At 58.9% G+C, this 21,196-nt stretch carries 17 protein-coding genes and 4 pseudogenes; 10 read left to right on the forward strand and 11 right to left on the reverse strand.

Annotated features, from left to right (window positions below; all coding sequences use genetic code 11):
- The 5 genes from NBT81_RS00435 to NBT81_RS00455 all read right to left on the reverse strand — a co-directional run bounded on the left by NBT81_RS00435 (position 1) and on the right by NBT81_RS00455 (position 5,734).
- Positions 1 to 942 carry a branched-chain amino acid ABC transporter permease gene (locus tag NBT81_RS00435; protein WP_338740258.1) on the reverse strand — a complete coding sequence of 314 codons (942 nt, stop codon included), beginning with the start codon at positions 940 to 942 and terminating at the stop codon, positions 1 to 3.
- 67 nt (positions 943 to 1,009) lie between these two features.
- Positions 1,010 to 2,320, reverse strand: coding sequence for an ABC transporter substrate-binding protein (locus NBT81_RS00440; protein WP_338740260.1), 1,311 nt, complete (start codon positions 2,318 to 2,320; stop codon positions 1,010 to 1,012).
- Between the two features lie 220 nt (positions 2,321 to 2,540).
- Positions 2,541 to 3,767, reverse strand: coding sequence for a homoserine O-acetyltransferase MetX (gene metX, locus NBT81_RS00445; RefSeq protein WP_338740261.1), 1,227 nt, complete (start codon positions 3,765 to 3,767; stop codon positions 2,541 to 2,543).
- The gene (locus tag NBT81_RS00450) at positions 3,764 to 5,029 is read right to left on the reverse strand and encodes an O-acetylhomoserine aminocarboxypropyltransferase/cysteine synthase family protein (protein WP_338740263.1); all 1,266 of its coding nucleotides are present in this window, start codon (positions 5,027 to 5,029) and stop codon (positions 3,764 to 3,766) included. The genes metX and NBT81_RS00450 overlap by 4 nt, the downstream gene beginning before the upstream one ends.
- A gap of 54 nt (positions 5,030 to 5,083) precedes the next feature.
- A complete protein-coding gene (locus NBT81_RS00455) occupies positions 5,084 to 5,734 on the reverse strand; it encodes a hypothetical protein (RefSeq protein WP_338740265.1) in 651 nt (216 codons plus the stop codon).
- A 164-nt stretch (positions 5,735 to 5,898) separates the two neighbouring features.
- Here NBT81_RS00455 and NBT81_RS00460 point away from each other — a divergent pair, with 164 nt between their 5' ends.
- Entirely contained in the window at positions 5,899 to 7,008 is a 1,110-nt protein-coding gene (locus NBT81_RS00460; RefSeq protein ID WP_338740267.1) for an alanine--glyoxylate aminotransferase family protein, read from the forward strand.
- Here NBT81_RS00460 and NBT81_RS00465 read toward each other — a convergent pair.
- Both NBT81_RS00465 and NBT81_RS00470 read right to left on the reverse strand, forming a co-directional pair.
- Positions 7,003 to 7,827: an ABC transporter permease subunit gene (locus tag NBT81_RS00465; protein ID WP_338740268.1), complete on the reverse strand. Its 825-nt coding sequence runs from the start codon at positions 7,825 to 7,827 to the stop codon at positions 7,003 to 7,005. The genes NBT81_RS00460 and NBT81_RS00465 overlap by 6 nt on opposite strands.
- Entirely contained in the window at positions 7,824 to 8,741 is a 918-nt protein-coding gene (locus NBT81_RS00470) for an ABC transporter ATP-binding protein (protein WP_338740269.1), read from the reverse strand. The genes NBT81_RS00465 and NBT81_RS00470 overlap by 4 nt, the downstream gene beginning before the upstream one ends.
- Before the next feature lie 94 nt (positions 8,742 to 8,835).
- On the opposite strand from NBT81_RS00470, the pseudogene NBT81_RS00475 reads away from it, so the two are divergent.
- From NBT81_RS00475 to NBT81_RS00485, 3 genes and pseudogenes are all read left to right on the forward strand, one after another.
- A pseudogene (locus NBT81_RS00475) lies at positions 8,836 to 9,240 on the forward strand (DDE-type integrase/transposase/recombinase); the annotation flags it as partial.
- 45 nt (positions 9,241 to 9,285) lie between these two features.
- Positions 9,286 to 10,286, forward strand: a protein-coding gene (locus tag NBT81_RS00480; RefSeq protein WP_338740272.1) for an IS630 family transposase whose coding sequence is annotated in 2 segments (ribosomal slippage) — positions 9,286 to 9,778 and positions 9,778 to 10,286 — 1,002 coding nt in all. Because the reading frame shifts where the segments join, the coding sequence is not laid out codon by codon here.
- 8 nt (positions 10,287 to 10,294) lie between these two features.
- Positions 10,295 to 10,531 (forward strand): annotated as a pseudogene (locus tag NBT81_RS00485) (IS6 family transposase); the annotation flags it as partial.
- A gap of 28 nt (positions 10,532 to 10,559) precedes the next feature.
- On the opposite strand, the gene NBT81_RS17245 reads toward NBT81_RS00485, so the two are convergent.
- Together NBT81_RS17245 and NBT81_RS17250 are read right to left on the reverse strand one after the other, a co-directional pair.
- A complete protein-coding gene (locus tag NBT81_RS17245; protein WP_425498701.1) occupies positions 10,560 to 11,591 on the reverse strand; it encodes an excalibur calcium-binding domain-containing protein in 1,032 nt (343 codons plus the stop codon).
- A 537-nt stretch (positions 11,592 to 12,128) separates the two neighbouring features.
- Positions 12,129 to 12,833 carry a tyrosine-type recombinase/integrase gene (locus NBT81_RS17250; RefSeq protein ID WP_425498702.1) on the reverse strand — a complete coding sequence of 235 codons (705 nt, stop codon included), beginning with the start codon at positions 12,831 to 12,833 and terminating at the stop codon, positions 12,129 to 12,131.
- Positions 12,834 to 13,024: 191 nt separating this feature from the next.
- On the opposite strand from NBT81_RS17250, the gene NBT81_RS00490 reads away from it, so the two are divergent.
- Positions 13,025 to 14,419 (forward strand): protein adenylyltransferase SelO, encoded by a 1,395-nt coding sequence (locus tag NBT81_RS00490; protein ID WP_338740273.1) that lies wholly within the window; start codon positions 13,025 to 13,027, stop codon positions 14,417 to 14,419.
- Positions 14,420 to 14,942: 523 nt separating this feature from the next.
- A complete protein-coding gene (locus tag NBT81_RS00495) occupies positions 14,943 to 16,709 on the forward strand; it encodes a transposase (protein ID WP_338738361.1) in 1,767 nt (588 codons plus the stop codon).
- A 135-nt stretch (positions 16,710 to 16,844) separates the two neighbouring features.
- Here NBT81_RS00495 and NBT81_RS00500 read toward each other — a convergent pair whose 3' ends face one another.
- Both NBT81_RS00500 and NBT81_RS00505 read right to left on the reverse strand, forming a co-directional pair.
- Positions 16,845 to 17,180, reverse strand: coding sequence for an ATP-binding protein (locus NBT81_RS00500; RefSeq protein ID WP_338740274.1), 336 nt, complete (start codon positions 17,178 to 17,180; stop codon positions 16,845 to 16,847).
- A 68-nt stretch (positions 17,181 to 17,248) separates the two neighbouring features.
- A complete protein-coding gene (locus NBT81_RS00505; protein ID WP_338738304.1) occupies positions 17,249 to 18,241 on the reverse strand; it encodes a transposase in 993 nt (330 codons plus the stop codon).
- Between NBT81_RS00505 and NBT81_RS00510 the strand changes: the two are divergent.
- The 4 genes and pseudogenes from NBT81_RS00510 to NBT81_RS17255 all read left to right on the forward strand — a co-directional run.
- Positions 18,240 to 19,676 (forward strand): annotated as a pseudogene (locus tag NBT81_RS00510) (type I restriction endonuclease subunit R); the annotation flags it as partial. The gene NBT81_RS00505 and the pseudogene NBT81_RS00510 overlap by 2 nt on opposite strands.
- A gap of 44 nt (positions 19,677 to 19,720) precedes the next feature.
- On the forward strand, positions 19,721 to 20,230 hold the full coding sequence (locus NBT81_RS00515; RefSeq protein ID WP_338739428.1) for a helix-turn-helix domain-containing protein: 510 nt from the start codon (positions 19,721 to 19,723) through the stop codon (positions 20,228 to 20,230).
- Complete coding sequence (locus NBT81_RS00520) at positions 20,227 to 20,793, forward strand: transposase (protein WP_338742480.1); 567 nt, start codon at positions 20,227 to 20,229, stop codon at positions 20,791 to 20,793. Before NBT81_RS00515 ends, NBT81_RS00520 begins: the two co-directional genes overlap by 4 nt.
- 22 nt (positions 20,794 to 20,815) lie before the next feature.
- Positions 20,816 to 21,157, forward strand: a pseudogene (locus tag NBT81_RS17255) (type I restriction enzyme subunit R domain-containing protein); the annotation flags it as partial.
- Positions 21,158 to 21,196 lie beyond the last annotated feature (39 nt).

The raw sequence follows: 21,196 nt of genomic DNA on the forward strand, positions 1-21,196 counted from the left end.
TCACTCCGAAGTGCCGGCCTGCAACCGCTCGGCGTCGCCGAGCAGGCCCTCCGGCCGGTAGTAGAGGACGAGGATCAACACCACTCCGACGACCATCAGTCGGATGTAGGAGAGTTGGTCGCCGAAGGGCACGTCGCCGGGGATGAACCGCGTGATCTGTCGGAGCCCCACGATGACGCTGGCTCCGAGGATCGCGCCGCCGTAGCTCCCCGCCCCGCCGATGATGACGGCCGCCCAGATCAGGAACGTGATGCTGGGCAGGAACATGATCGACGAGATGGCGTAGACGTAGTGCGCCCAGAGGCCGCCGGCGAGGCCGGCGATGGCCGCGCCGATGCCGAACGACTTCAGCTTGAAGACGTAGGTGTTCTTGCCGAGTGCGAGGGGCACGTCGTCGTTCTCGCGGATGGCGTGGAGCACCCGCCCGAACGGACTGGTCGAGAGCCGTTCGAACAGCAGGTAGCAGACGGCGACGATGGCCCACACGAGAACGAAGTAGAAGAGGTCGTAGCTGAACGGGATCGCGCCGTCGAGCGGGCGGGGGATGTTCTTCAGCGTCTGGGCACCCGTCGTCAGCCACGCCTCGTTGTGGATCAGCAGTCGGATGAGCTCCGCGGCACTCAGCGTCACTATCGCCAGGTAGTCGCCCTCGAGCCGGACGCTCGGGAGGGCGATCAACACGCCGAAGACGCCGGCGAGGGCGGTCCCCGCGACGAGGCCGACGATGATCGGGAAGTCGAACCCGACGACCCGCGTCGCAAGACTGCCGGTCGCCGGCGGTGTCGTGAGTATCGCGGACGTGTACGCGCCGACCGCGAAGAACGCCGCGTGTGCGAAGTTCAACAGGCCGGTGTCGCCCCAGTGCATGTTCATGCCGATCGCCAGCAGCGAGTAGACGCCGGCGATGATGCCGACGACCAGCAGTAGGTCTACAAGTGCCATGGTTCGATGTGGTTCATGTGTTGAATATTGGAAGTTGGTGTGCGTCTGCGGACGTTGCAGACGGGCCTCAAGCGGTCAGTTCCTCGGTCGAGAACGTCGTCAGCTCGGTCCACTCGCCGCCCTCGACTTCGAGGACGGAGAATGGTCCGACGGGGTCGCCGTCCTCGTCGAAGTCCTGCGGGTTCGACGCGCCCTGGTAGTTGATCTCGTTGCCGGCTTCGAGTTCCTCCTTGCCCTCGGAGAAGGTGGTGACCTCGGTACCCTCGGGGCGAGCGACCGGGTTGATGTTGTCCGTGATGGCCTGCCGGGTGGCCTCGCCGGCACGCTGGGCCGCCAGCGCGATGATGTTCATCGCGTCGTAGCCGGCGGCACCGAAGGTGCCGGGTGCCTGACCGTGCATGTCCTGGTGGGACTGCTGGAACTGGTCGTAGGCCGGGCCGGGCGCGGGAGCCTGTCCGAAGATGGGTGCCTCGGCCATCGCGTCGGCCCCGATGCGCTCGATGAAGTCGGCCGTGATGACGTCGTTCCCGATGAAGATGGGGATGTCGAGGTCGGCCTCGATGTAGTTGCGCATGAACAGCGCCGACACCTCGGTGCCGGCGGTCATGGAGATGACGTCCGCCCCGGAGTCGGCGATCTCTTGCATCTCGCTGCGGTAGGAGTCGGAGTTGATGGCGAGGGCCACGTCGGCGACCTGTTCGCCGCCCTGGCCGGTGAAGTAGTCGGCCACCGCCGCCGAGAAGCTCTGTGATCCCTTGTCGTCCTTGTAGACGACCGCCATCTGGGTGTAGTCGTTGTCGAGGGCGTACTGCCCCTGTGCGCGCCCGGCGATGGCGTCGCTCGGGACCGTCCGCCACAGGTAGTCGTCGGGGCCACCCACGTCGTCCAGTTGGGTGGTCCCCGCGGAGACGGAGAGCATCGGAAGTTCCGCGTCCGCGACCGGCTGGAACAGGTTCGGAATCACCGTACTCGACGGGCCGAGCGTGGCCACCACGCCGGCCTCGTCGAGCGTGTTGAACCCCGAGACGGCCGCCTGTGGCGTCGTCTCCGTGTCCTGTTCGTTGATCTCCACCTCGCTGCCGAGGACGCCGGCGTCGTTGATGTCGGCGAGGGCGACGTCGCGGCCGCGGGCGGCGTTCGGGCCGACCCAGCCGAGACCCTGACTGAACGGCGCGAGGGTGCCGACGAGGATCGAATCGCCGCCACCACCACCGTCGCCACCGTCGCCGCCACCACCGCCGTCGCCGCCACCACCGCCGTCGCCACCGTCGCCACCGTCGCCGCCACCACCGCCGCCGGAGCATCCAGCGAGGCCGACGATACCTGCTGCACCTGCCGCCTTGACGAATCGACGTCGTCTCACGTTTCTGTCTGGCATCTTCAATCAAATCTGCAGGGATTTATCCCCATTAATGTTTGTGGAATAGTCGGGTGACAACATTGAACATGGGAATCGGGTCGGTAGTGCCGGGAAAAAATAATAGACGTACGTTATTTCCGACGTCGGCGGTGTCCCCGATCACACCGGTATCGGGCTGACTGGGAGCGTGGGGACCCGGCTGCCGGGAGCGCCGCCGTCGATCCTGCGGTCCCGCGTCTCAGCCGCCGAACAGCGAGTTGTGGACGGGCGCGAAGTCGTCGGAGCCCTCGACATCCTCCTCCTCGGCCGTGTCGTGGATCGCGCGACCCGCCAGTCCAGCCGACAGGAAGTCCCGAATCGGCGGCCCCACCTTCTCGGGTTCGACGAGGAAGGCGTCGTGGCCGTGGTCCGACTGGACGACGTGGTGGGCGACCGGGACGCCGGCCTCGCGGCTCGCCTCGGCCAGGGATTCGGACTGCGCGACGGTGAAGTGCCAGTCGCCGGTGAAGGACATGATCAGTGCCTCGCCCTCGAAGGCGGCGAGGGCGTCGGCGTCGCTCTCGTATCCCTCGCTGAGGTCGTAGTCGTCCATGGCGCGGGTGAGGTAGAGGTAGGAGTTGGGGTCGAACCGGTCGACGAACTTCTCGGCCTGGTAGTCGAGGTACGACTCCACCTCCCGGTACGGGAAGAAGGCGGCGGCGCGGTCGGCGGGAAAGGATCGCACGGCGTCCCGGCCGGCCGCTCGACGACCGAAGCGATCCGCCATCGAAGCCTTCGAAAGGTACATGACGTGCCCGATCTGTCGGGCGAGCGCCAAGCCATCGGTGGGGGGGTCGCCGCCGTAGTAGTTCCCACCCCGCCAGTCGTCGTCGGCCGTGATCGCTCGGCGGGCGATGGCGTCCAAGGCGAGACACTGGGCGTCGAGGCGGGCGGCCGCGGCGACGGGGACGATCCGCGCAACGTCGTCGGGGTACTGCACCGCCCAGTCGAGGACGTTCATCCCGCCGGCGCTGCCACCGACGACGGCACGCAGGCGACCGACGCCGAGGTCGTCGAGCAGGCGGCGCTGACTGCGCGTCCAGTCGCCGATCGTCACGGGCGGGAAGTCGGTCCCCCAGGGCTCGCCCGTCTCCGGGTTCTCGGCCGGCGGGCCGGACGACCCGTAACAGGACCCGAGCACGTTCGCACAGACGACGTAGTACTCGGTGGTGTCTATCGCCTTGCCGGGGCCGACGATGTCGTTCCACCACGCCCGCGCCTGGCCCGCCGTCTCGGCGACGCCAGCGCTGGCGACGTTCTGACTCCCGGTGAGCGCGTGACAGACGAGGACGGCGTTGCTCCCGCCGTCCGGGTCAGCCTCGAAGTCGCCGTACGCCTCGTAGGCGACCTGCAGGTCGTCGACCGACTCGCCACACTCGAAGGTGAACTCGCCGAGACTGCGCGTGCCGCTCTCGACGGACGTCATCGGAGCCCCCGTTCGAGGTCGTCGATGACGTCCTCGCTGTCCTCCAGACCCACCGAGAGGCGAACCATATCGGGCGTGACGCCCGCCGCACGCTGTTCGTCCTCGCTCAACTGCGAGTGGGTGGTCGAGGCGGGGTGGATCACCAGCGTCTTCGCGTCGCCGATGTTGGCGAGGAAACTCGCCAGTTCGACGGTTTCACACAACTCCTTGGCCGCCTCGTAGCCGTCGGCGAGGCCGAACGTGACCATGCCGCCGTAGCCGTCGAGGTACTCGCTGGCGGCGTCGTGGGTCTCGTGGTCCGGGAGGCCGGGGTAGGTCACCCAGCCCACGGCCGGGTGGTCGGCGAGGAACTCCGCGACGGCGCGAGCGTTCTCGCAGTGGCGGTCCATCCGCAGGGGGAGTGTCTCCAGTCCCTGCATGGTGACCCACGCGTCGAAGGGGGACTGGCCGTTGCCGAGACTCCGAACCGAGCGGTAGCGGACGGCGGCCGCGAGCGCCCGGTCGCCGAACCGCTCGCCGAAGTCGAGGCCGTAGGCGGGGTTCTCGCCGGCGAGTTCGGGGTAGTCGGCGTCGGGATGGTCCCACGGGAAGGTGCCGCCGTCGACCAGGATACCGCCGAGGGTCGTCCCCGACCCGTGGATCCACTTGGTCGTCGACTCCCAGACGAGGTCCGCGCCGTGTTCGATGGGGCGACAGAGGTAGGGCGTCGCGAACGTGTTGTCGACGAACAGCGGCGTCGCCCGGTCGTGGGCGACGTCGGCGAGACGGTCGAAGTCCGGCGTCACCAGCGACGGGTTGGCGATGCTCTCGACGTGGACGAACGCGGTGTCGTCGTCGATGGCGTCGGCGTAGGCGTCGTAGTCCAGCGTGTCGACGAAGCGAGTCTCGATTCCGCGGCGCGAGGCCATCTTCGAGAAGTACGTGCTCGTCCCGCCGTACATGTCGGAGGCAGCGACGACGTTGTCCCCCGCGGACGCGAGGACGCTCGTCGCGGCGTCGAGAGCGGCCATCCCCGCGGACGTGGCGACGGCGTCGGTACCGCCGGACAGCGAGGCGAGGCGGCGTTCGAGCGTTCGGGTCGTGGGGTTGGAGAACCGCGAGTAGATGTTGTCCTCGACGTCGAGGCTGAACCGCTCGGCCGCGTCGTCGGCGTCGTCGAAGACGTACGACGTGGTCTGGTAGATGGGTGGCGCGCGCGAACCCGTCGCCGGATCCGGCTCCTGCCCGGCGTGGAGGCTGCGGGTGTGAAAACCGTCGGTCATGTGCGTAGTGCATATTCCTGAAAGAACTTATAACCGGTAGTTACGCGCGTGCGGTCACACCGGGTCGTGCTCGTCCATCTCCCACCGGCTCAGTCGGCGCAGGATCTCGTCGAGGTGGATCTGCACGGTCTCCCGGACGATTTCGTCCGGGATCGGCTCGTCCGACGACAGGCGGGTCACGTTCGACCGCACCGGGACGAGTTCGGCGTCGTAGTCGCTGACGAACAGTTGCCCCTGTTGTTCGAGGCGTGTGGGGAGCCTGTGGCGGAGAAAGGGGAGATTCGTCCGGCAGACGTACGGTGATCCCTCCTCGTCGAACTCCATCTCGCTGGTCGAAATCGGGTGGTACTGCGTGTAGTCCGACCCGACGATTTCGGCGACTAGGAGCGGAATCTTGACCCGTGACGCCCCCGAATCGGAGCGGTTCGGGTCGAGAGCGTCGCCCAACTCGTCGTACGTGCGTCCGGTGGCGAACCAGACTGCGAAGTCGGCGACTGTCGACCGGGTCTCGACCGTCAACCCACCCTCGCCGTCCGTCCCGACGTCGAACGTCGTCCGAAACGGAACGTCGGCGCCGGCCTCGATGCCGTCGACGTAGTGCTCGTCTACCAAGTCCTCGCGGATTCTCCGCTCGATGTCGTGTGTCGCCAAGAAGGCCTCGACGGCGTCGACACACAGCGTCTGCAGTTCGGCCTTGGTGGTCATACGGCGCTGTTCCGCCGCCGGGAGTAAGAGCGTGGGGACCTGCGTCGACGTGTGGCCGAGAGTCCACCGGGGGGAGCCGGCACCGCCCGGACGCCGGTCCGTTGGACACCTCCACCCGGCATCAAAAGGACCATGCCGTCTCGCCACGCCATAGTCCCTACCGGATGACGACTGAACGTGAGTACACGGGCGACTACCCCGACAAGACGCTGTACATCCCGGGTCCGACCGAGGTTCGCGACGACGTCATCGACGCGATGGCCGAACCGATGTTCGGACACCGCATGGATCGGATGACGGACCTCTACACGACCATCGTCGAGGACACGAAAGAGTTCCTCGGCACCGACAACGACGTGGTCGTCCTCACGGCGTCCGGGACGGAGTTCTGGGAGGCTTCGACGCTCAACCTCGTCGACGAGCACATCCTCTGTACCACCTGTGGCAACTTCGGCGAGCGCCACGCGAAGGTGGCCGATCGACTGGGGAAAGACGTCGACCGACTGGCGTACGAGTGGGGGACGGCGGTCAAACCCGAGGACGTGCGCGGGCGACTCGAGGGCAGCGACACGGAGTACGACGTCGTCACCTGCGTCATGAACGAGAGTTCGACGGGGGTTCGCAACCCGATCGAGGAGATCGGCGACGTCGTCGCCGAGTATCCGGACACCCGATTCGTCGTCGACGCGGTGTCCGCCCTCGGCGGTGACTACGTCGACATCGACGCCCACGGGATCGACGTCATCTTCGCGTCGACGCAGAAGGCCTTCGCGATGCCGCCCGGACTGGCCGTCTGTGTCGTCAGCGAGGACGCCTACGACCAGGAACTCGAGAGCGACGCCGCGTCTTGGTACGGCGGTTTCCAGCGGACGCTCGACTACTACGATCGGAAGGGACAGACCCACTCCACGCCGGCCATCCCGATCATGCTGGCGTACCGCCAGCAGATGAAACACATGCTCGAGGAGGGCCACGAGGAACGCGACCGGCGCCACCGCGAGATGGCCGAGTACACCCGCGAGTGGGCACGCGAGTACTTCGACGTCTACCCCGAGGAGGGGTACGAGTCCCAGACGGTGGCCTGCATCGAGAACACGCGAGGCATCGACGTCGCCGAGACCATCGAGACCGTCTCGGACCGTCACGACATGGTGTTCTCGAACGGCTATGGCGATATCGCCGAGGAGACGTTCCGCATCGGCCACATGGGCGAACACACCGTCGAGAGCATCGAGACGCTGACGGACGCCATCGAGGACGCGGCGGGGCTATAGATCCGCCTCACGGAACCACAGGAGCCCCAACAGCGGCGGGACGAGGATCCACACGAGGAGCATGAGCGTCGCCGACACCTGCATGTTCACGTCGCCGTCCGTGTACAGCGCCCCCTGCAGGAAGGCGTTGGAGACGATTTTGAACGAGCCGGTGGGGTTGATCAGCCTGAGCATCCGCAGCACTTCCTGTCCGGTGAGCGGGAGCCACGACGGTGCGCCGCCGGCCCCGAAGTAGAAACGAAGCGGGAACTGGACCGCCCCCCACAGCGGGACGAAGAGGAAGTAGATACCGACCGCGCCGGCGATGGCCCGCCGACTCGACGACGCCGCCGTCGAGAAGCCGACGGCGATGCTGACGAAGGCGACGCCCAGGATGGCCGTCAACAGCGTGTATCCGAGATAGGACGCCGCGTCGAAGTTCACGGACGGGACGACGAGAAAGACCAGTGCCGGCAGGAGGAAGCCGACGGCGATGGGCGCAGCGATGGCACCCGACCGACCGATCACCTTGCCGAACACGACGTCGGCTCGCGAGTGAGGGAGCGAGAGCAGGAGCTTCAGCGACCCCGACTCGCGCTCGCCGACGACGGCGTTGTAGGCGACGATCAGCGCGATCAGCGGCACGAGCGTCGTCACGAGGGCGTCGCGGATGAAGATGGAGTTGAGCACCGCGTTCGAGCTGAACGACTCGCCCGGAGCCGGCCGAACCAGGTAGGCCGCGGCCGCCACCAGCAGGACGAACAACACCGACAGTCCCGCGACCCACCGCGACCGAACCGCGTCCTCGAAGTCCTTGCGCGCGACAGCGCTCCACGTCATACCGACACCTCCTCTCCCTCGGTGTAGGCGATGAACAGGTCCTCCAGCGACGTCTCCTCGGTCTGGAAGTCTTTCACCGTCACGTCGGCCTCTTCCAGTGCGCCGATGACCGCCGTCTTCGCGTCGGCCTCACAGGAGACGGTGACCGTCCCGCCGTCGGTCGACGCCGCGCTCACGCCGTCGAGGGCCCGCACCGCCGCGAGGTCGTCCTCGCTCGCGGCGTCGACGGTGACCGACAGCGTCTCGCCGCCGTCGACCGCCTCGCGAAGCCCTTCGATGCTGTCCTCGGCGACGAGTTCGCCCGCCCGCAGGATGCCGACCCGGTCACAGACGGCCTCGACCTGCCCGAGGACGTGACTGGAGAAGAAGACCGTCGCGCCACGGTCGGCCTCGGCGCGGACGATGTCGCGCATCTCGCGCGCGCCGCCGGGGTCCAACCCCGAGGAGGGTTCGTCGAGGATGAGCAGGTCGGGGTCGCCAACCAGCGCCATCCCGAGGACGAGTCGCTGGCGCATCCCCTTGGAGTAGCCGCCGGCCGCGCGGTCGGCGGCGTCGGCGATGCCGACTCGTTCCAGCAACGCGTCGGGGTCGGCGTCGACCTCCTTGGATCGCATGGCGAACTCGACGTGTTTGCGACCGGTGAGGCGGTCGTACACGTCGTACCCCTCGGGCAACACGCCGGTGCGTCGCCGCACCGCGACGCTGTTTCGCTCCGCGTCCAGACCGAGGACGCGTACCTCCCCGGCGCTGGGGCGGACGAAATCGAGCAACATGTTGATGGTCGTCGACTTCCCCGCACCGTTCGGGCCGAGGAAGCCGAACACCTCGCCCTCGGGGACCGTGAGGTCGAGGTCGGAGACGGCCGTGACGTCGCCGAACCGTTTGGTCACGCCGTCGAGTTCGATTGCGGCCATGGGAACCCCTTGGGGCAGTCCCCGTTAAAGGGTTTAGGTGTCGCTCGACGGTCGCGTTAAGTTAGAGGATGAGGCGGACGAGTTCTGAGTGCTTATGCCAGAATTCGACCGCCTCAACGGATGTATCGAGTGGATCGACTTGTCGTTTGTGGAGCGAAAGCGGACTCCCGAGTGGGCGATTCGAGTGGGCATCCGGTGTCATCTCGCCGGTATGTCAACAAGGGATGCCAGTCAGTTTCTCGATGAGTTGGGAGTCAAACGTAGTCACGTCGCGGTTCACAACTGGGTGCACAAGGCCGATCTACAGCCGATGTCGACGGTGAGTGCGGATCAACTTGCGGTTGACGAGAAAGTGATCCGCATCAACGGCGACGACTACTGGCTGTACGGTGCCGTCGATCCCCAAACAAACGAAATCCTGCAGTTCAGGCTGTTTCCAGCGACGACGAAACAGACGACGCGATGGTTTCTGACCGAACTTCATCGACGATATCGGCTATAGTAACCGTTAGAATTTTTTGCTCGGAGACTGTTGTGGGTGGTAGTGGATCATCTCGACGAGATCTCCGTCGAGGAATTGCAAGACGCTCTCGACAACGTGGACGAAAAGAAGCCGACACAACGGCTCTTAGCGGCAATTGCGTACAAGAATGGTGTAACGCAGACCGAGCTAGCTGAGTGGTACGACGTTCAGCGACGGACCATCTACAGCTGGCTCAAGCGACTCGACACCGACGAGTCGCTTGAGCAAGCCGTGTCTGACGATAAACGAACTGGGAGAAAACGTAAACTTTTAGAATTACAGCAAGAAGAATTCGAGGAAACCGTTCACGATCCACCTGAAAAGGTCGGGATCGACGCGCCGGCGTGGACGCCGGCGCTTGCCCAAGAGTATCTCGAAGAAACGTACGGCGTTGAGTATTCACTCCCGAGTTGTCGGCGGTTGCTGAAAGAAGCGGGATTGAGCTATCAAAAACCACGCCGTTCAGCCGCCGAGGCTGACGAAGACGAGCAAGAAGCGTTCCACGACGAGCTCAAAAAAAGCGGCGGGAAATGGACGCCACCGTAGTTTGTATTGACCAAACCAAGAAATCCGTGCAAGTTGAGCCGCGTGCCGCGTGGTTTCCGCGCGGCACGCGGCCCTCGGTCGAGCTTTCAGGCCAACGTGATTGGACGTGTCTGCTGGGCGCGATCACCGAGGACGGTGATCGCTTCTTCTCTCGATTTACCGAGTACGTCACGGCCGAACACGCAAAGCATTTCATTTTAGCATTATGTGAAGAATTCGAAGATGACTTGATCGTCGTGTTGGACGGAGCGCCGTATTTCCAGGCGTCGGCCGTCACGGACCTAGCGGCCCGTGACGACCTCGCCTTCGTGACGTTACCCTCGTATTCACCGGAGTTGAATCCAGTCGAAGAATGCTGGAGACAGCTGCAAAAGGCTCTGAGCAACCGCTTTTTTGACTCGCTTGATGAGCTAACAACAGCGATCGACACCGCTCTCGACAAACTCTCTGTTCCTAAAGTAAGCAATTACTTCTAATGCCTACTATAGATGGCGTCGAATTTCTCGTCGATGACGCCGATTATCTAGTGAACGTCCTCGACGAAGACGGGTACCGATTCCAGATGGTTTCACATGGGAATCGGAATGCCATCGAACGTGTCTTTTGGGAAATAGAACGACGAACCTCCTCATTTGCAACTAGTTTCAGCCATGTCGAACCGCAGACAGCAGAATCGTGGCTCCAAGCCCTCGCCGTCCGGCACAACTCACGCCAAAGTTAACGCGACCTAGTCGGCCGCCATCGAAAATTTATGGTAAGTGCTCACATGCACGTCCATCCCCATCTCCATCCAACCCGTCCCCCCCGTTGGACTCGTGATAGATTTGTGCTCCGGCTTGAGTGGCAAAGTCATCACAGTCAGCATTACCACTTGATCCCGAACGTTGTCGATCAGCTAAAATAGCCAGTTGTTTCCAGTCCGGTAACTCCACCGCGTTGGGCCCCAACTCAAACGTCCGATGTAGCCTCACTGACTCTCCTGCAATTGTGGTCCGCAGCTGGATTGTTTTTATGAATCCGTCTTCTCGGATTCGGACAAAGCCGCTTGTCTCACTGTCTGGAACGGGACGATATGTATGATACGTATGATTCCGAATCGTTGAGACGTTCGTCCGAGTAAAATCTGATTTAAAAAAGGTATCGTATGCACGGAGCCGATATTGAGTGAGCGTTAGCAGCGGGATAGCTGTCACATGTCTATCCATAAACTCAGTATTTTCCCACCGAGTAACCGTGTAGTAGACATCATGCGGTGACCCATCTGGACCAACTGCACCGAATCGATAATACGTGATTGTATCTTCCGTGTATTCGGTCTTGTTCGTTACAGTCCCATCAGGCAACTCTTTTTCTTTGTCAATAATCTGTTGTTTTGCCGTGTGATTACTCGCTATTATCCCAGATCGAGTCACATCGGTTGCATCCTCAACGTTCCCCTCTCTCAAATCATCTGGCCCCTGATACCGGTACGTGACGACGTAATCGTGTTCTTCCAGTACGTCATAGTGTGCATTCAATAGTGTCTGAACATTATTGAGCGTGCTTGTGTTTGTGCCCGGTGGGGGCGAAGGAGTCGGTGTCGCTGTTGGTTCCGGAGTTGGTGATACCTGTGTGGAGGAGTTGGCCACTGATGGTTGTGGGGAGGGACTCTTAGCGATTGTCGTGTGAGTTTCATTTGTAGTTCCGCCACAGCCTGCTAACAAGAGACAGACAGTACAGATCAACAACACCTTCCTAAGCTGCGGCGGCATCGTCATTTCAGCTTGAGAGTCTTGACGCATCAATTCTTCTGTTCCATTGGAAACGGGGTAGTACAGCTAAATACACCAGCGTGTCGTAGTGAAACGCCGTTTCCCTTGTTGCCCTCTCTCGGAGCGAGGGATCCACAGCTGAGAACTGCTAGTAGGTCACCACAGCGGTGAATCAGATGTATACTGACTATCTGCCACGAATGGCGTGACCGATACAGAGGCTAAACTCAGCACGCCGTCCAAATTGTATGATCCCATTCACCGTGTTTCAAGAGGATGTCATCAGATGCGCCACGGCAGAAAGATATTCTGTGATTGCTATTCGCTGTACAGCTTTCTCTTGTTGCCGTGATAATCCCAAGAGCATTTCCACTATTCATAATATCCGTCATGATTACACTGGCAGTACTGGTCGAAGAAGCGGTCCGGCGTCTTGACGAATACTCCAAGGAATAAATGCCGCTCACACAGTGGGAACGGGAGGCTGTCTCACCCTCGCTAGCGAGTGCTGGCTATGCGCCCTCAACTCAGCACGGATCGTGAGAGTTGAGGGATATTAGACCGCTTTCATCGATGGTGGACTTGCCGAAGAGCGTCAGCCGTGGCTCGCCCGGAGATGCGAATGTACTTCTGCGCTGTTGCCAAGTCGCTCCAACCCATGAGCGCTTGAAGTGGTACCGGCGCAACGCCCTGGTAGGCGTGGTAGCTGGCAGCGGTCGCACGGAGACAATGCGGATAGACTCGGCCATCGATGTCTGTTGCCTCGGCGGCAGCTGTCACTCGTCTATTGACAGTAGTACGGGACCGAGGGAACGCTTCGTACTGGTCAGTGAATCGCTCCAGACACAACTCCAGCCGGAGCGACAAATCAATCGGGATCGACCGGGCAGAAGCAACCGTCTTCGGGTGCCAGCGAGCTTCCATCGCTTCTTCCTGTGTAAGTTGCTCATTGTGAGTCGTCTCTTGTGCTGCTTGCCGACGACAATAGCCGCACTCGCAGGGTTCGTGTTGTGGAATGCGAAGCAGCATCCGATCCCAATCGATCCACTCTGCTCGGAAGTGCGCGATCTCGCCAGCCCGGAGTCCGAGTCGGCCAGCAGCCAGACATACGAATCGTGCCTGCAAGTCTCGCGGTTCCGGCAGTGAACTACACGCTTCCAAGAGGAGTTCGAACTCCCGGTCCGTGAGTACATCCTCGTGAGTGTGCCGCGTCGTCAAGGATTGTCGGTGCTGCTGTGCCCATTCATTCGACTGATGATAGTCGTCCGTCATCTACCACAAGAGCGCTGTTCTCCCGAGTTGAAAGACAACATATCGGTAACAAGTCAACCCAGTGCCGCTGAATATAGAGAGTCAGAGAGTGTATCTGACACACGCCGATCTGAAGTCCTCTAATCGTTCGATTCGTAGCATCCCCGAAACAAGATTATTAAACCAAGCAACATAAGACTGTATGGAACTAAATGCCATTTTCCTTCGACACCACTTACAAACAGTTAGACTCGGGCCTCTATTCGAGAGTAACGCCGAAAAGTATCGCTACTCCCGAGATTTTGGTTCGTAACGACGAATTGTGTGCTGATCTCGGATTGGAGGCAGCGAGGCTCGATGCTGACGTTCTCGCCGGCCAAAACCGCCTGGAAGAGCCAATCGCCCAGGCGTATGCAGGCCACCAGTATGGGAGTTTTACTGTCTTGGGTGATGGGAGAGCGATGATTCTCGGCGAACATGTTCACGATGATAATAGATACGATATTCAACTGAAAGGGGCCGGTCGAACCCCCTACTCCGGACGAGGCGATGGCAACGCAACTGTCAGTTCGATGCTCAGAGAGTATCTGTATTCGTACGCGATGCAGAATCTGAATATCAAAACATCTAGAAGTCTGGCAGTCGTCGAAACTGACGAGGCAGTCGAACGACGACGGACAGAACCCGGCGCCATCCTCGTTCGAGTGATGAACAGCCACATTCGCTACGGGACCTTCCAGTATGTTGCAGGCAAAGCATCTGACAAGCTACAACGATTCACAGACTACGTTATTGAGCGGCACTACCCACAGCTAGAGGATACGGATCGTACATACCTGGAGTTCTTCGATGCAGTCATGCAGTCTTCGATCGAGATGGTCGTTGACTGGCTGCGTGTCGGATTCGTCCACGGCGTCATGAATACGGACAACATGAGCATCGATGGAGAGACATTTGACTACGGACCTTGTGCATTCATGAATTACTACGACGAGGAGGCGGTCTTCAGCTCGATCGATAAGCACGGGCGATATGCATTCGGAAACCAGCGACCCATCCTGCGGTGGAATCTCGAACGGTTCGCGAAGGCACTTCAACCGCTGTGTACACATTCGGCGCTCACGTACGACGAACTCGAAGTCAAGCTAGACGAATTCGAGGAGCGATTCGATGCGCGATACTACACGATGATGCGGAAGAAACTGGGGGTCGACTCAGATGGTACCCGAGAGCTGGTCGATGAATTTCTGGCGTGGCTTCGCGAATCGAACGCAGACTATACCAATACGTTCCTAGAACTAGAGACGCCTGGGACGTTCGACGACCCAGTGTTTGCAACTGCAGAGTTCGAACAGCTTCGGGATAGAGTGGCTGCTGTTGGTCTAGACGAGGAGTTGATGCAGGAAGCCAATCCGCGGTATATTCCCCGCAACTACCTGGTCGAAGAGGCACTGGACGAGTATCTCGAAACTGGGGAGCTATCCACATTCGAGGAGTTACTGACCGTGTTAGCAAACCCCTATACAGCAGAGGATATGGGTTCACGATTTCAACAACCGCCGCCACGAGAGTTCGATGCGGAGTATACAACGTACTGTAATACTTGACGGTGATCAGCAGGATGAGTATACGCATCAATCTCAATTGTCCAAAGCGGTTCCACCCCTCGATGCCATCGCAGACTGGCAGTAAGACTGACCGATCCGTGGCTCCGTGAGGAGTATGAGTGTCCTCACAGGGTGGATATTCTCCACTGCTCAGGCCGGAACGCTATCGTCGGGCTATAGTAGCGTTTGTAACTGTCCGCACACCTGATCGAACGCAGTCATGCGATCAGGTGTGTGATGACTTACAAAGGCTACTATAGCAAAGGTTGGTGTCGACGAGCTGTTGGGCATTGCAGATCGAGAGAGTCGTATCCGCACATGCAAGGCACGGTTGCCGGTGTCGAAGTGACTTACCGAGAAACCGTCAGGAAGTACGTGCAAGATATAGAGCATGACGGCACCGTAGAAAGGGTAGTCGATAAGTGACTAGAATCCATTGGATAACTCTGCTCTAACTTTGATCTATAATTTTCATAGGTTATTTACATCAGCGTCCCGTTAAATCAATAAACTGGTTGATAACGTGTTTAAAGAAAATAACGAGTATCAACAGGAAAAGCTATTTTCGCCTGTAAAGAACCTTTCTACCAGTATTGAAGAGAAATTACAAAATCACTGGTCAACTCATTTTCATCAACATATATTTACTCAGATAGATGAAACAAAGTTCGAGCGGCTATACCACGACGGGTATAGCCGTCCGAACAAGCCCGTCAATGAGCTTGTCTCACTGGAGATTATCAAACACCTGCTTGGTCTCTCTGACGAAGAACTTGAATACGCCTATATCTTCGATTTTCGCGTCAGAAACGCACTTGGGAAAGAAACACTCGGCGACAACATCTGCCAAAAGACGTTCACCAATTTCCGCCGGCGGTTGATGGAACACGAAGAAGAGACTGGTCAGGATCTGTTACACGAGGTTTTCGAAGATCATCGCAACTATTTCCAAGAAGAGTTTGAGATCGATGCCAGTACGCAGCGGATGGATTCAACGTTTATCGAGGCGAACATCAAGCAACTCTCCCGTGTTGATCTCTTCGCCAAAGTTCTCCACAACTTCCTGTGCGATCTCCCTGAGGAGATCGTACAGGAGTTGCCCGCTGGTATCGACGAGTTCGCAGACACCGATAACTTGGAACTGTCCTACCAGCTTGAACCAGGCGAGATTCCAGCAACCATGGAAACACTCGCTGAGCATACCGCGTGGCTTGTTGATCGGTTCGAAGATGACGATGAATACGCCGAGTTGGAGAGCTTTGCTCATCTTCAGCAGGTTCTCGACGAACAGTGTTATCGCATTGCTGAACTCGAAGATGACGATGATGAGGACGATTCTGCTGACCAACGCCAGCCCGGTGACGACTCGTCACCGGACTGGCAACCACTCCGAACGTACACCTCTCCCGAAGAGAGTACCAACACTGAACAAAATGAAGAAAACACAGGCTCATCCGGAGAAAACGCCGATGACCAGTCCGATCACGTCGGGCTGAAAGAGCCCGACGAGATCGACAGTGGCACGATGCAAAACCCTCACGATGAGGACGCAACCTACCGCTCGAAGAACGGTGAGGACTATCACGGATACAAGGCGAATGTAGCGGAGACGTGCAATGGTGAGAATCCATTCCGACTCATCACTGCGGTTCGGGTCGATACCAACAACACGGACGACGGCGACCTCCTTGACGAGGACGTAACGACCCTCTCAACTGAGACTGGGTTACGTGACCTGCTCGTGGATGGCGGGTACACGCACAAGGAAGTAGAGAAGCGCTGCCGTGATCAGGAGATCACGCAGCACTTCTCTGGAATCGTCGGTCAACGGCCTGGAGCGGAAAAGATGTCGCTGGCTGCGCCGGAGTGGGACGGGACGAGAATGGTTGCGTGTCCTGCCGGACACGAACCATTCGACCAGAACCACTACGAAACCGGTCGTATTTCTGGAAAGATGGAGAAGGAGTTCTGTGACGAGTGTCCGCACAGAGAGAGCTGTTTCGTCAAGGAACAACAGAAACACTATAGCTACGGTTTCAGAGAACGGCGGGTAGAAATTGCGCAGCGACGCAAGCGGTTAGATGACCCGGCTGAACAGGAGTTTCTGAAGTTACGTGCCGGCGCTGAGTCGTTGATCAACGAGATGTATCACAAAGACGGGGAGAAAACGAAGTTCGCAGGAAAAATCAAGGTGAAAAACGGGTCAATAGCGAAAGCTATCGGGAGAAACCTGAAGCGAGCCTCCGGATTCTTGGAATCGGAGGCGAAGCAAGAGAAATCGGCGGGATAGTCGGGCAGACAATTCTGTTTGTCGCTGTCAGCTAGATCTTCTGTGGTGACGGCTCGCTTCCGGTGAGATATTCACTGGTGATTGGGGCGGGGTGTTCCCGGCGGAACACCCCTTTCTACGGTGCCCTCAGAGCATCTATTCACCAATGAACTCAACACCGGTAATCTCGAAACGAGCGCCGCCGACATCGCTCTCGGTTACGCGAACGTTCCATCCGTGGGCGGTCGCAATTTCTTTGACAATTTGCAACCCGTAACCGGTTCCCTCGCTGTCTGTCGAGTAGCCCGCTTCGAATATGCGTTCACGATCCTCTTCAGGAATTCCCGATCCGTCGTCTGCCACGTAGAAGCCGTTTTCTAGATCTCCAAATGATACAGTCACGTTGTCGCCGCCGTGTTCAACTGCGTTCTTGAGTAAGTTCTCTATTACTTGCTTGAGACGACTGCGGTCTGCTTGAATCGTTTGTCCCATCTCAATAGAGATTGTGGCCTCTTTCGTCTCTACGGTTTCCCAACACGGAGGGTGTCATAGAACTCTTCTCACACCGTGATGATTGTGCTTCCCGGATTGTCTCCGCGTTCGTAGTTGGTGATTGCGACGACGAGGCGCAGACACAACGCGAGGAACACCTGCGCTCGTGCATGGACGCGGCCTCGGGCGTGCGTTCGCCCGAGGCCGCAGCCCTTGACTGATTCGTTGGTTCGTTCGACGCCACTCCGGCGGTTGTACGTCTCGTCTAGCGTTGATTGCTTCAGCTGAACGTCGTTGCTGTGTTTTTCAATGCGGTCTTCTACCCTGTACTCGATATCTTTCGGGTCGTCGGTGTTTCGTGGATTGTACGGAGCGACTGGCACGACCCCTGCGGCCAGCAGGTGGTCGTGCCAGTCGAGCGTGTCGTAGGCACTGTCTCCAAGCATCCACATCGGTTTCCCGACGGCGAGCGCGTCACGCGTGACGCGCATCGCCGTCTCTTCTGGTGCTTGTTTGCTCTCGGTGAACTCGGCTGCAATCGGGATCTTTTGCCCGGTTGAGACGATCGTGCAGCCGTAGCCGTAGTAGTACTCGTCATCGGTTGGATCATAGCACTTCGATGCGTCTGGATCGGCGGGCATCGCTCTCACGTCGGTTGAATCGATAGAATACGTCAAGTCGAGCAGGCCCCGCAAGGCGGCCTGCTCGACGAGATGGTCGAAGACCCGGTCAACAACGTGCTCAAGATCAGTGAGGAATCGATCGACCGCGTCTCTCGACGGCGGTCGATCGAAGCTACAGCTGAGCCAGACAACGGTGTTGTTCAGTTCTCGTGCAACCGGACGGATACCGTAGATGTTCTTGTAATAGCAATGGAGAAAGCCACGCATCATCTCGGGCGGCTCAAGATCTCGTGTTCGCCCCGTCTCCGCCGGGGCGAACACGTCGAACCCTTCAAGAAACTCGAAGGAGAGGTGCTCGAACAACGCCAACGTCTCCGTTTCCACGGCATTGAAGAACGATTCTACCGAAGGATCATCTTGCAGGGTCGCTGAACTCATTCCACCTCAGCGTTCACCCTGCTCTTTGGTATGCGAACTGTTCTATGACACCCTCACCAAAGGCAAAACCTTCTCCGTCCAATGCGACGACGGTTCGACCGAGACGGTCTACGTTGACCTGATAGACCACGACGACCCCGATAACAACCGCTTCCACGCCGTCAATCAGTTCTCCGTCTCCCGCGAGACGACCATTCGCCCCGACGTGAGTCTCTTCGTGAACGGGATTCCGCTGGTCACGATGGAACTCAAGAGTCAGGCCCAAGATAATGACTGGCACGACGCCGTGCGTGACCTTCGGAACTACGAGGAAGACGTTTCCCGGCTGTTCGTCCCCGGTCTGTTCAATATCGCCGCTGACACGTTTGAACTTCGCTACGGCTCGGTCGGGGCACCCAAGGAGTTCTATGAGCCATGGAACGACGCCCCCGAAGAGTACGAAGACAGCAACGACGTGAAGCAAGCGGTCAAGGCTCTCTGTAATCCGAACTCGATTCTCGACCTATTGAAGAACTTCGTCTTCTACGAGCGCCGAGCGGGTGGTGACGCAAAAATCGTCCCGCGCTACATGCAATACTACGCGGTGAACGCGATTCTCGAACGCGTCCATGAGGGCGTCCACAAGCGAGGACTCATTTGGCATACCCAAGGGTCGGGCAAGTCGTTCACCATGCTCTACGCCGCCGAGAACTTGCTGTCACGTCCCACAGTCGCCCGCAATCCACAGGTGTTCATCATTGTCGATACGGACAAGTTGAACTCTCAAATGCGCGACCAGTTGGCGAATCTCTCGCTGGAAAAGTGGACTGAAGCCGAGAGTATCGACCACCTTGAGGAAATTATCGAACAGGGACAGAGCGAACTCGTCCTTACGACTATCCAAAAGTTCCAAGACGTAGAGCCGGACGAGCAAGGCAACGACGAGGTAGTCGTCATGAGCGACGAGGCGCACAGGTTTATGGAAGCCGACCTTGGAAGCCGCCTTGACGCCGCTCTTCCCGACTGTTACCACTTTGGCTTCACCGGGACGCCTGTCCGTGAGGGAGAACGTCACGAAGACCGCAACACATTCCGTGAGTTCTCACCCGAGAATGAGGACTACTTACATCGGTATTCGGTCAAGCAAGGGATTGACGACGGTCTGATTCTACCTGTTTACTTCACCCTTCGTCACGAAATGGAATGGGAGATAGACGAGGCGGGCCTTGACGAAGAGTTTGAACAGGAATTTCGGGGATTGAGTACGGACGAGAAGCGCGAGTTCATCCAAAAGAACGTCACCGCTCGGACATTGGCTGAAATCGAACCTCGCGTAGATAGCGCCGTCGAAGAAATCGACCAGCACTACGACGAACACGTTTCACCGAATGGCTGGAAAGGCATGGTTGTCACACCGAGTCGCCGGTCAGCCGCAATGTATGGTGAGCGACTCATACGGTCGTGCGAAAGTATTTACTACAGTAGTCGTATTCTCTCGTAATGGGCCGGCTGGACGATATTACTCTGGAAGAACTCCACGAGTTACGTGAGCAAACGGAAGGAGAGATCCCGCGAGAACGTGTTCTCGCGGCGATCGGCCGGAAGCAGGGTGATGAAATCGACAGACTCGCCGAACGCCACGATGTTGTCGAGAAAACGATCCGCAATTGGCTCGATCGGTTCGACGAAGAACCGATCGAGCAGGCACCCTACGACCAGTCTCGACCTGGACGGCCCTCGAAACTTGCAGACAATCAGCGCGAGGAGTTGTTCGATCATCTGCAAGAGCCACCAACTGAGCGGGGCTACGATCAGCAAGCGTGGTCAACGAAGCTCCTGTTACACCACGTTAGAGAGGAGTATGATGTCGAATACAGCAAGGGTCATGGACGAAAGTTGATGGGGAAGGCCGGGCTGTCCTGCCGGACAGCACGGCCGCGCAATCACGAAGCTGACACAGAGAAAGAGGCCGAATTTCAACAGACAGTTCAAAAAAACGACCTGAACTGACCGAGAAAACCGTTGTTGTCGTCGATCAGTTTACCAAACGCGTCGGCACTGTTCAACGCCGTGGCTGGTACCCGATTGGGTCAAATCCGACGATAGAGACATCGAACTCATGGGATAAGGTGACAGTGCTTGGCGCTGTCACCGACGACGGTGACAGCTTCTACTGTTGGACCGAAGAGAATCTCACGTCAAAACAAGGCATTTGGCTGCTTGGTGCGCTCCAAGAGAAATTCGGTGAAGAACTGGTTGTGTTTCTTGACCGTGCTGGGTACTTCTACAACAGAGATCTCTGGGAGCATGTTAGTGATGAGCGCTCGACCGAGACTGTCGAAGACAGTTCGGTCGAGTGCGTGCGCGGAGATGAGGAAGGTGAAGAGCATCTCGATGTCTGGTACTTTCCGTCGAAATTGCCGGAACTCAACCCGATCGAAGGGTGCTGGGATCGACTCAACGAATGGTTCAAGCATCGTCTCATTCCTGATCTCTCAGCGCTAAAACAGCAGATTCAACGAGGACTCTCTACAGTGTCTGAACCGAATATCTGGAACTATCTCTGTCCATGAGTACCGGTAAAATTTAACGCACGACCGTATCATTGACCGTCGCGGCGAAGACGAGATAGAAGTTCTCTACACCGCGACCAACGACGACCCTGACCTGATTCAACAGTTCCATACCGATTCCGAAGAGCGCGACAGTATCATACAGTCGTTCAAACAGACCGACGAGGAAGCCGAGGAAGCCGAGGAAGAGACGCCGAAACTACTGGTCGTTCACAACATGCTCCTAACCGGGTTCGACGCCCCGATTCTGAAGACGATATACCTTGACCGCAACTTGAAGAACCACAACCTCATGCAAGCCATTGCCCGGACAAACCGGCCAGCCGAGGGGAAGGAGAACGGTGAGATTGTGGATTTCCAAGGTCGCTAGTTGTCCACTCTGGCTCAAGAGACCAGTTTCTGA

The sequence above is a fragment of the Haloplanus sp. CK5-1 genome, assembly GCF_037201915.1.
GTDB lineage: Archaea > Halobacteriota > Halobacteria > Halobacteriales > Haloferacaceae > Haloplanus > Haloplanus salilacus.

Coding starts and splice junctions, on each gene's coding strand:
- NBT81_RS00435 (WP_338740258.1), bottom strand. CDS start 942: ATGGCACTTGTAGACCTACTGCTGGTCGTCGGCATCATCGCCGGCGTC.
- NBT81_RS00440 (WP_338740260.1), bottom strand. CDS start 2,320: ATGCCAGACAGAAACGTGAGACGACGTCGATTCGTCAAGGCGGCAGGT.
- metX (WP_338740261.1), bottom strand. CDS start 3,767: ATGACGTCCGTCGAGAGCGGCACGCGCAGTCTCGGCGAGTTCACCTTC.
- NBT81_RS00450 (WP_338740263.1), bottom strand. CDS start 5,029: ATGACCGACGGTTTTCACACCCGCAGCCTCCACGCCGGGCAGGAGCCG.
- NBT81_RS00455 (WP_338740265.1), bottom strand. CDS start 5,734: ATGACCACCAAGGCCGAACTGCAGACGCTGTGTGTCGACGCCGTCGAG.
- NBT81_RS00460 (WP_338740267.1), top strand. CDS start 5,899: ATGACGACTGAACGTGAGTACACGGGCGACTACCCCGACAAGACGCTG.
- NBT81_RS00465 (WP_338740268.1), bottom strand. CDS start 7,827: ATGACGTGGAGCGCTGTCGCGCGCAAGGACTTCGAGGACGCGGTTCGG.
- NBT81_RS00470 (WP_338740269.1), bottom strand. CDS start 8,741: ATGGCCGCAATCGAACTCGACGGCGTGACCAAACGGTTCGGCGACGTC.
- NBT81_RS17245 (WP_425498701.1), bottom strand. CDS start 11,591: ATGCGTCAAGACTCTCAAGCTGAAATGACGATGCCGCCGCAGCTTAGG.
- NBT81_RS17250 (WP_425498702.1), bottom strand. CDS start 12,833: ATGACGGACGACTATCATCAGTCGAATGAATGGGCACAGCAGCACCGA.
- NBT81_RS00490 (WP_338740273.1), top strand. CDS start 13,025: ATGCCATTTTCCTTCGACACCACTTACAAACAGTTAGACTCGGGCCTC.
- NBT81_RS00500 (WP_338740274.1), bottom strand. CDS start 17,180: ATGGGACAAACGATTCAAGCAGACCGCAGTCGTCTCAAGCAAGTAATA.
- NBT81_RS00505 (WP_338738304.1), bottom strand. CDS start 18,241: ATGAGTTCAGCGACCCTGCAAGATGATCCTTCGGTAGAATCGTTCTTC.
- NBT81_RS00515 (WP_338739428.1), top strand. CDS start 19,721: ATGGGCCGGCTGGACGATATTACTCTGGAAGAACTCCACGAGTTACGT.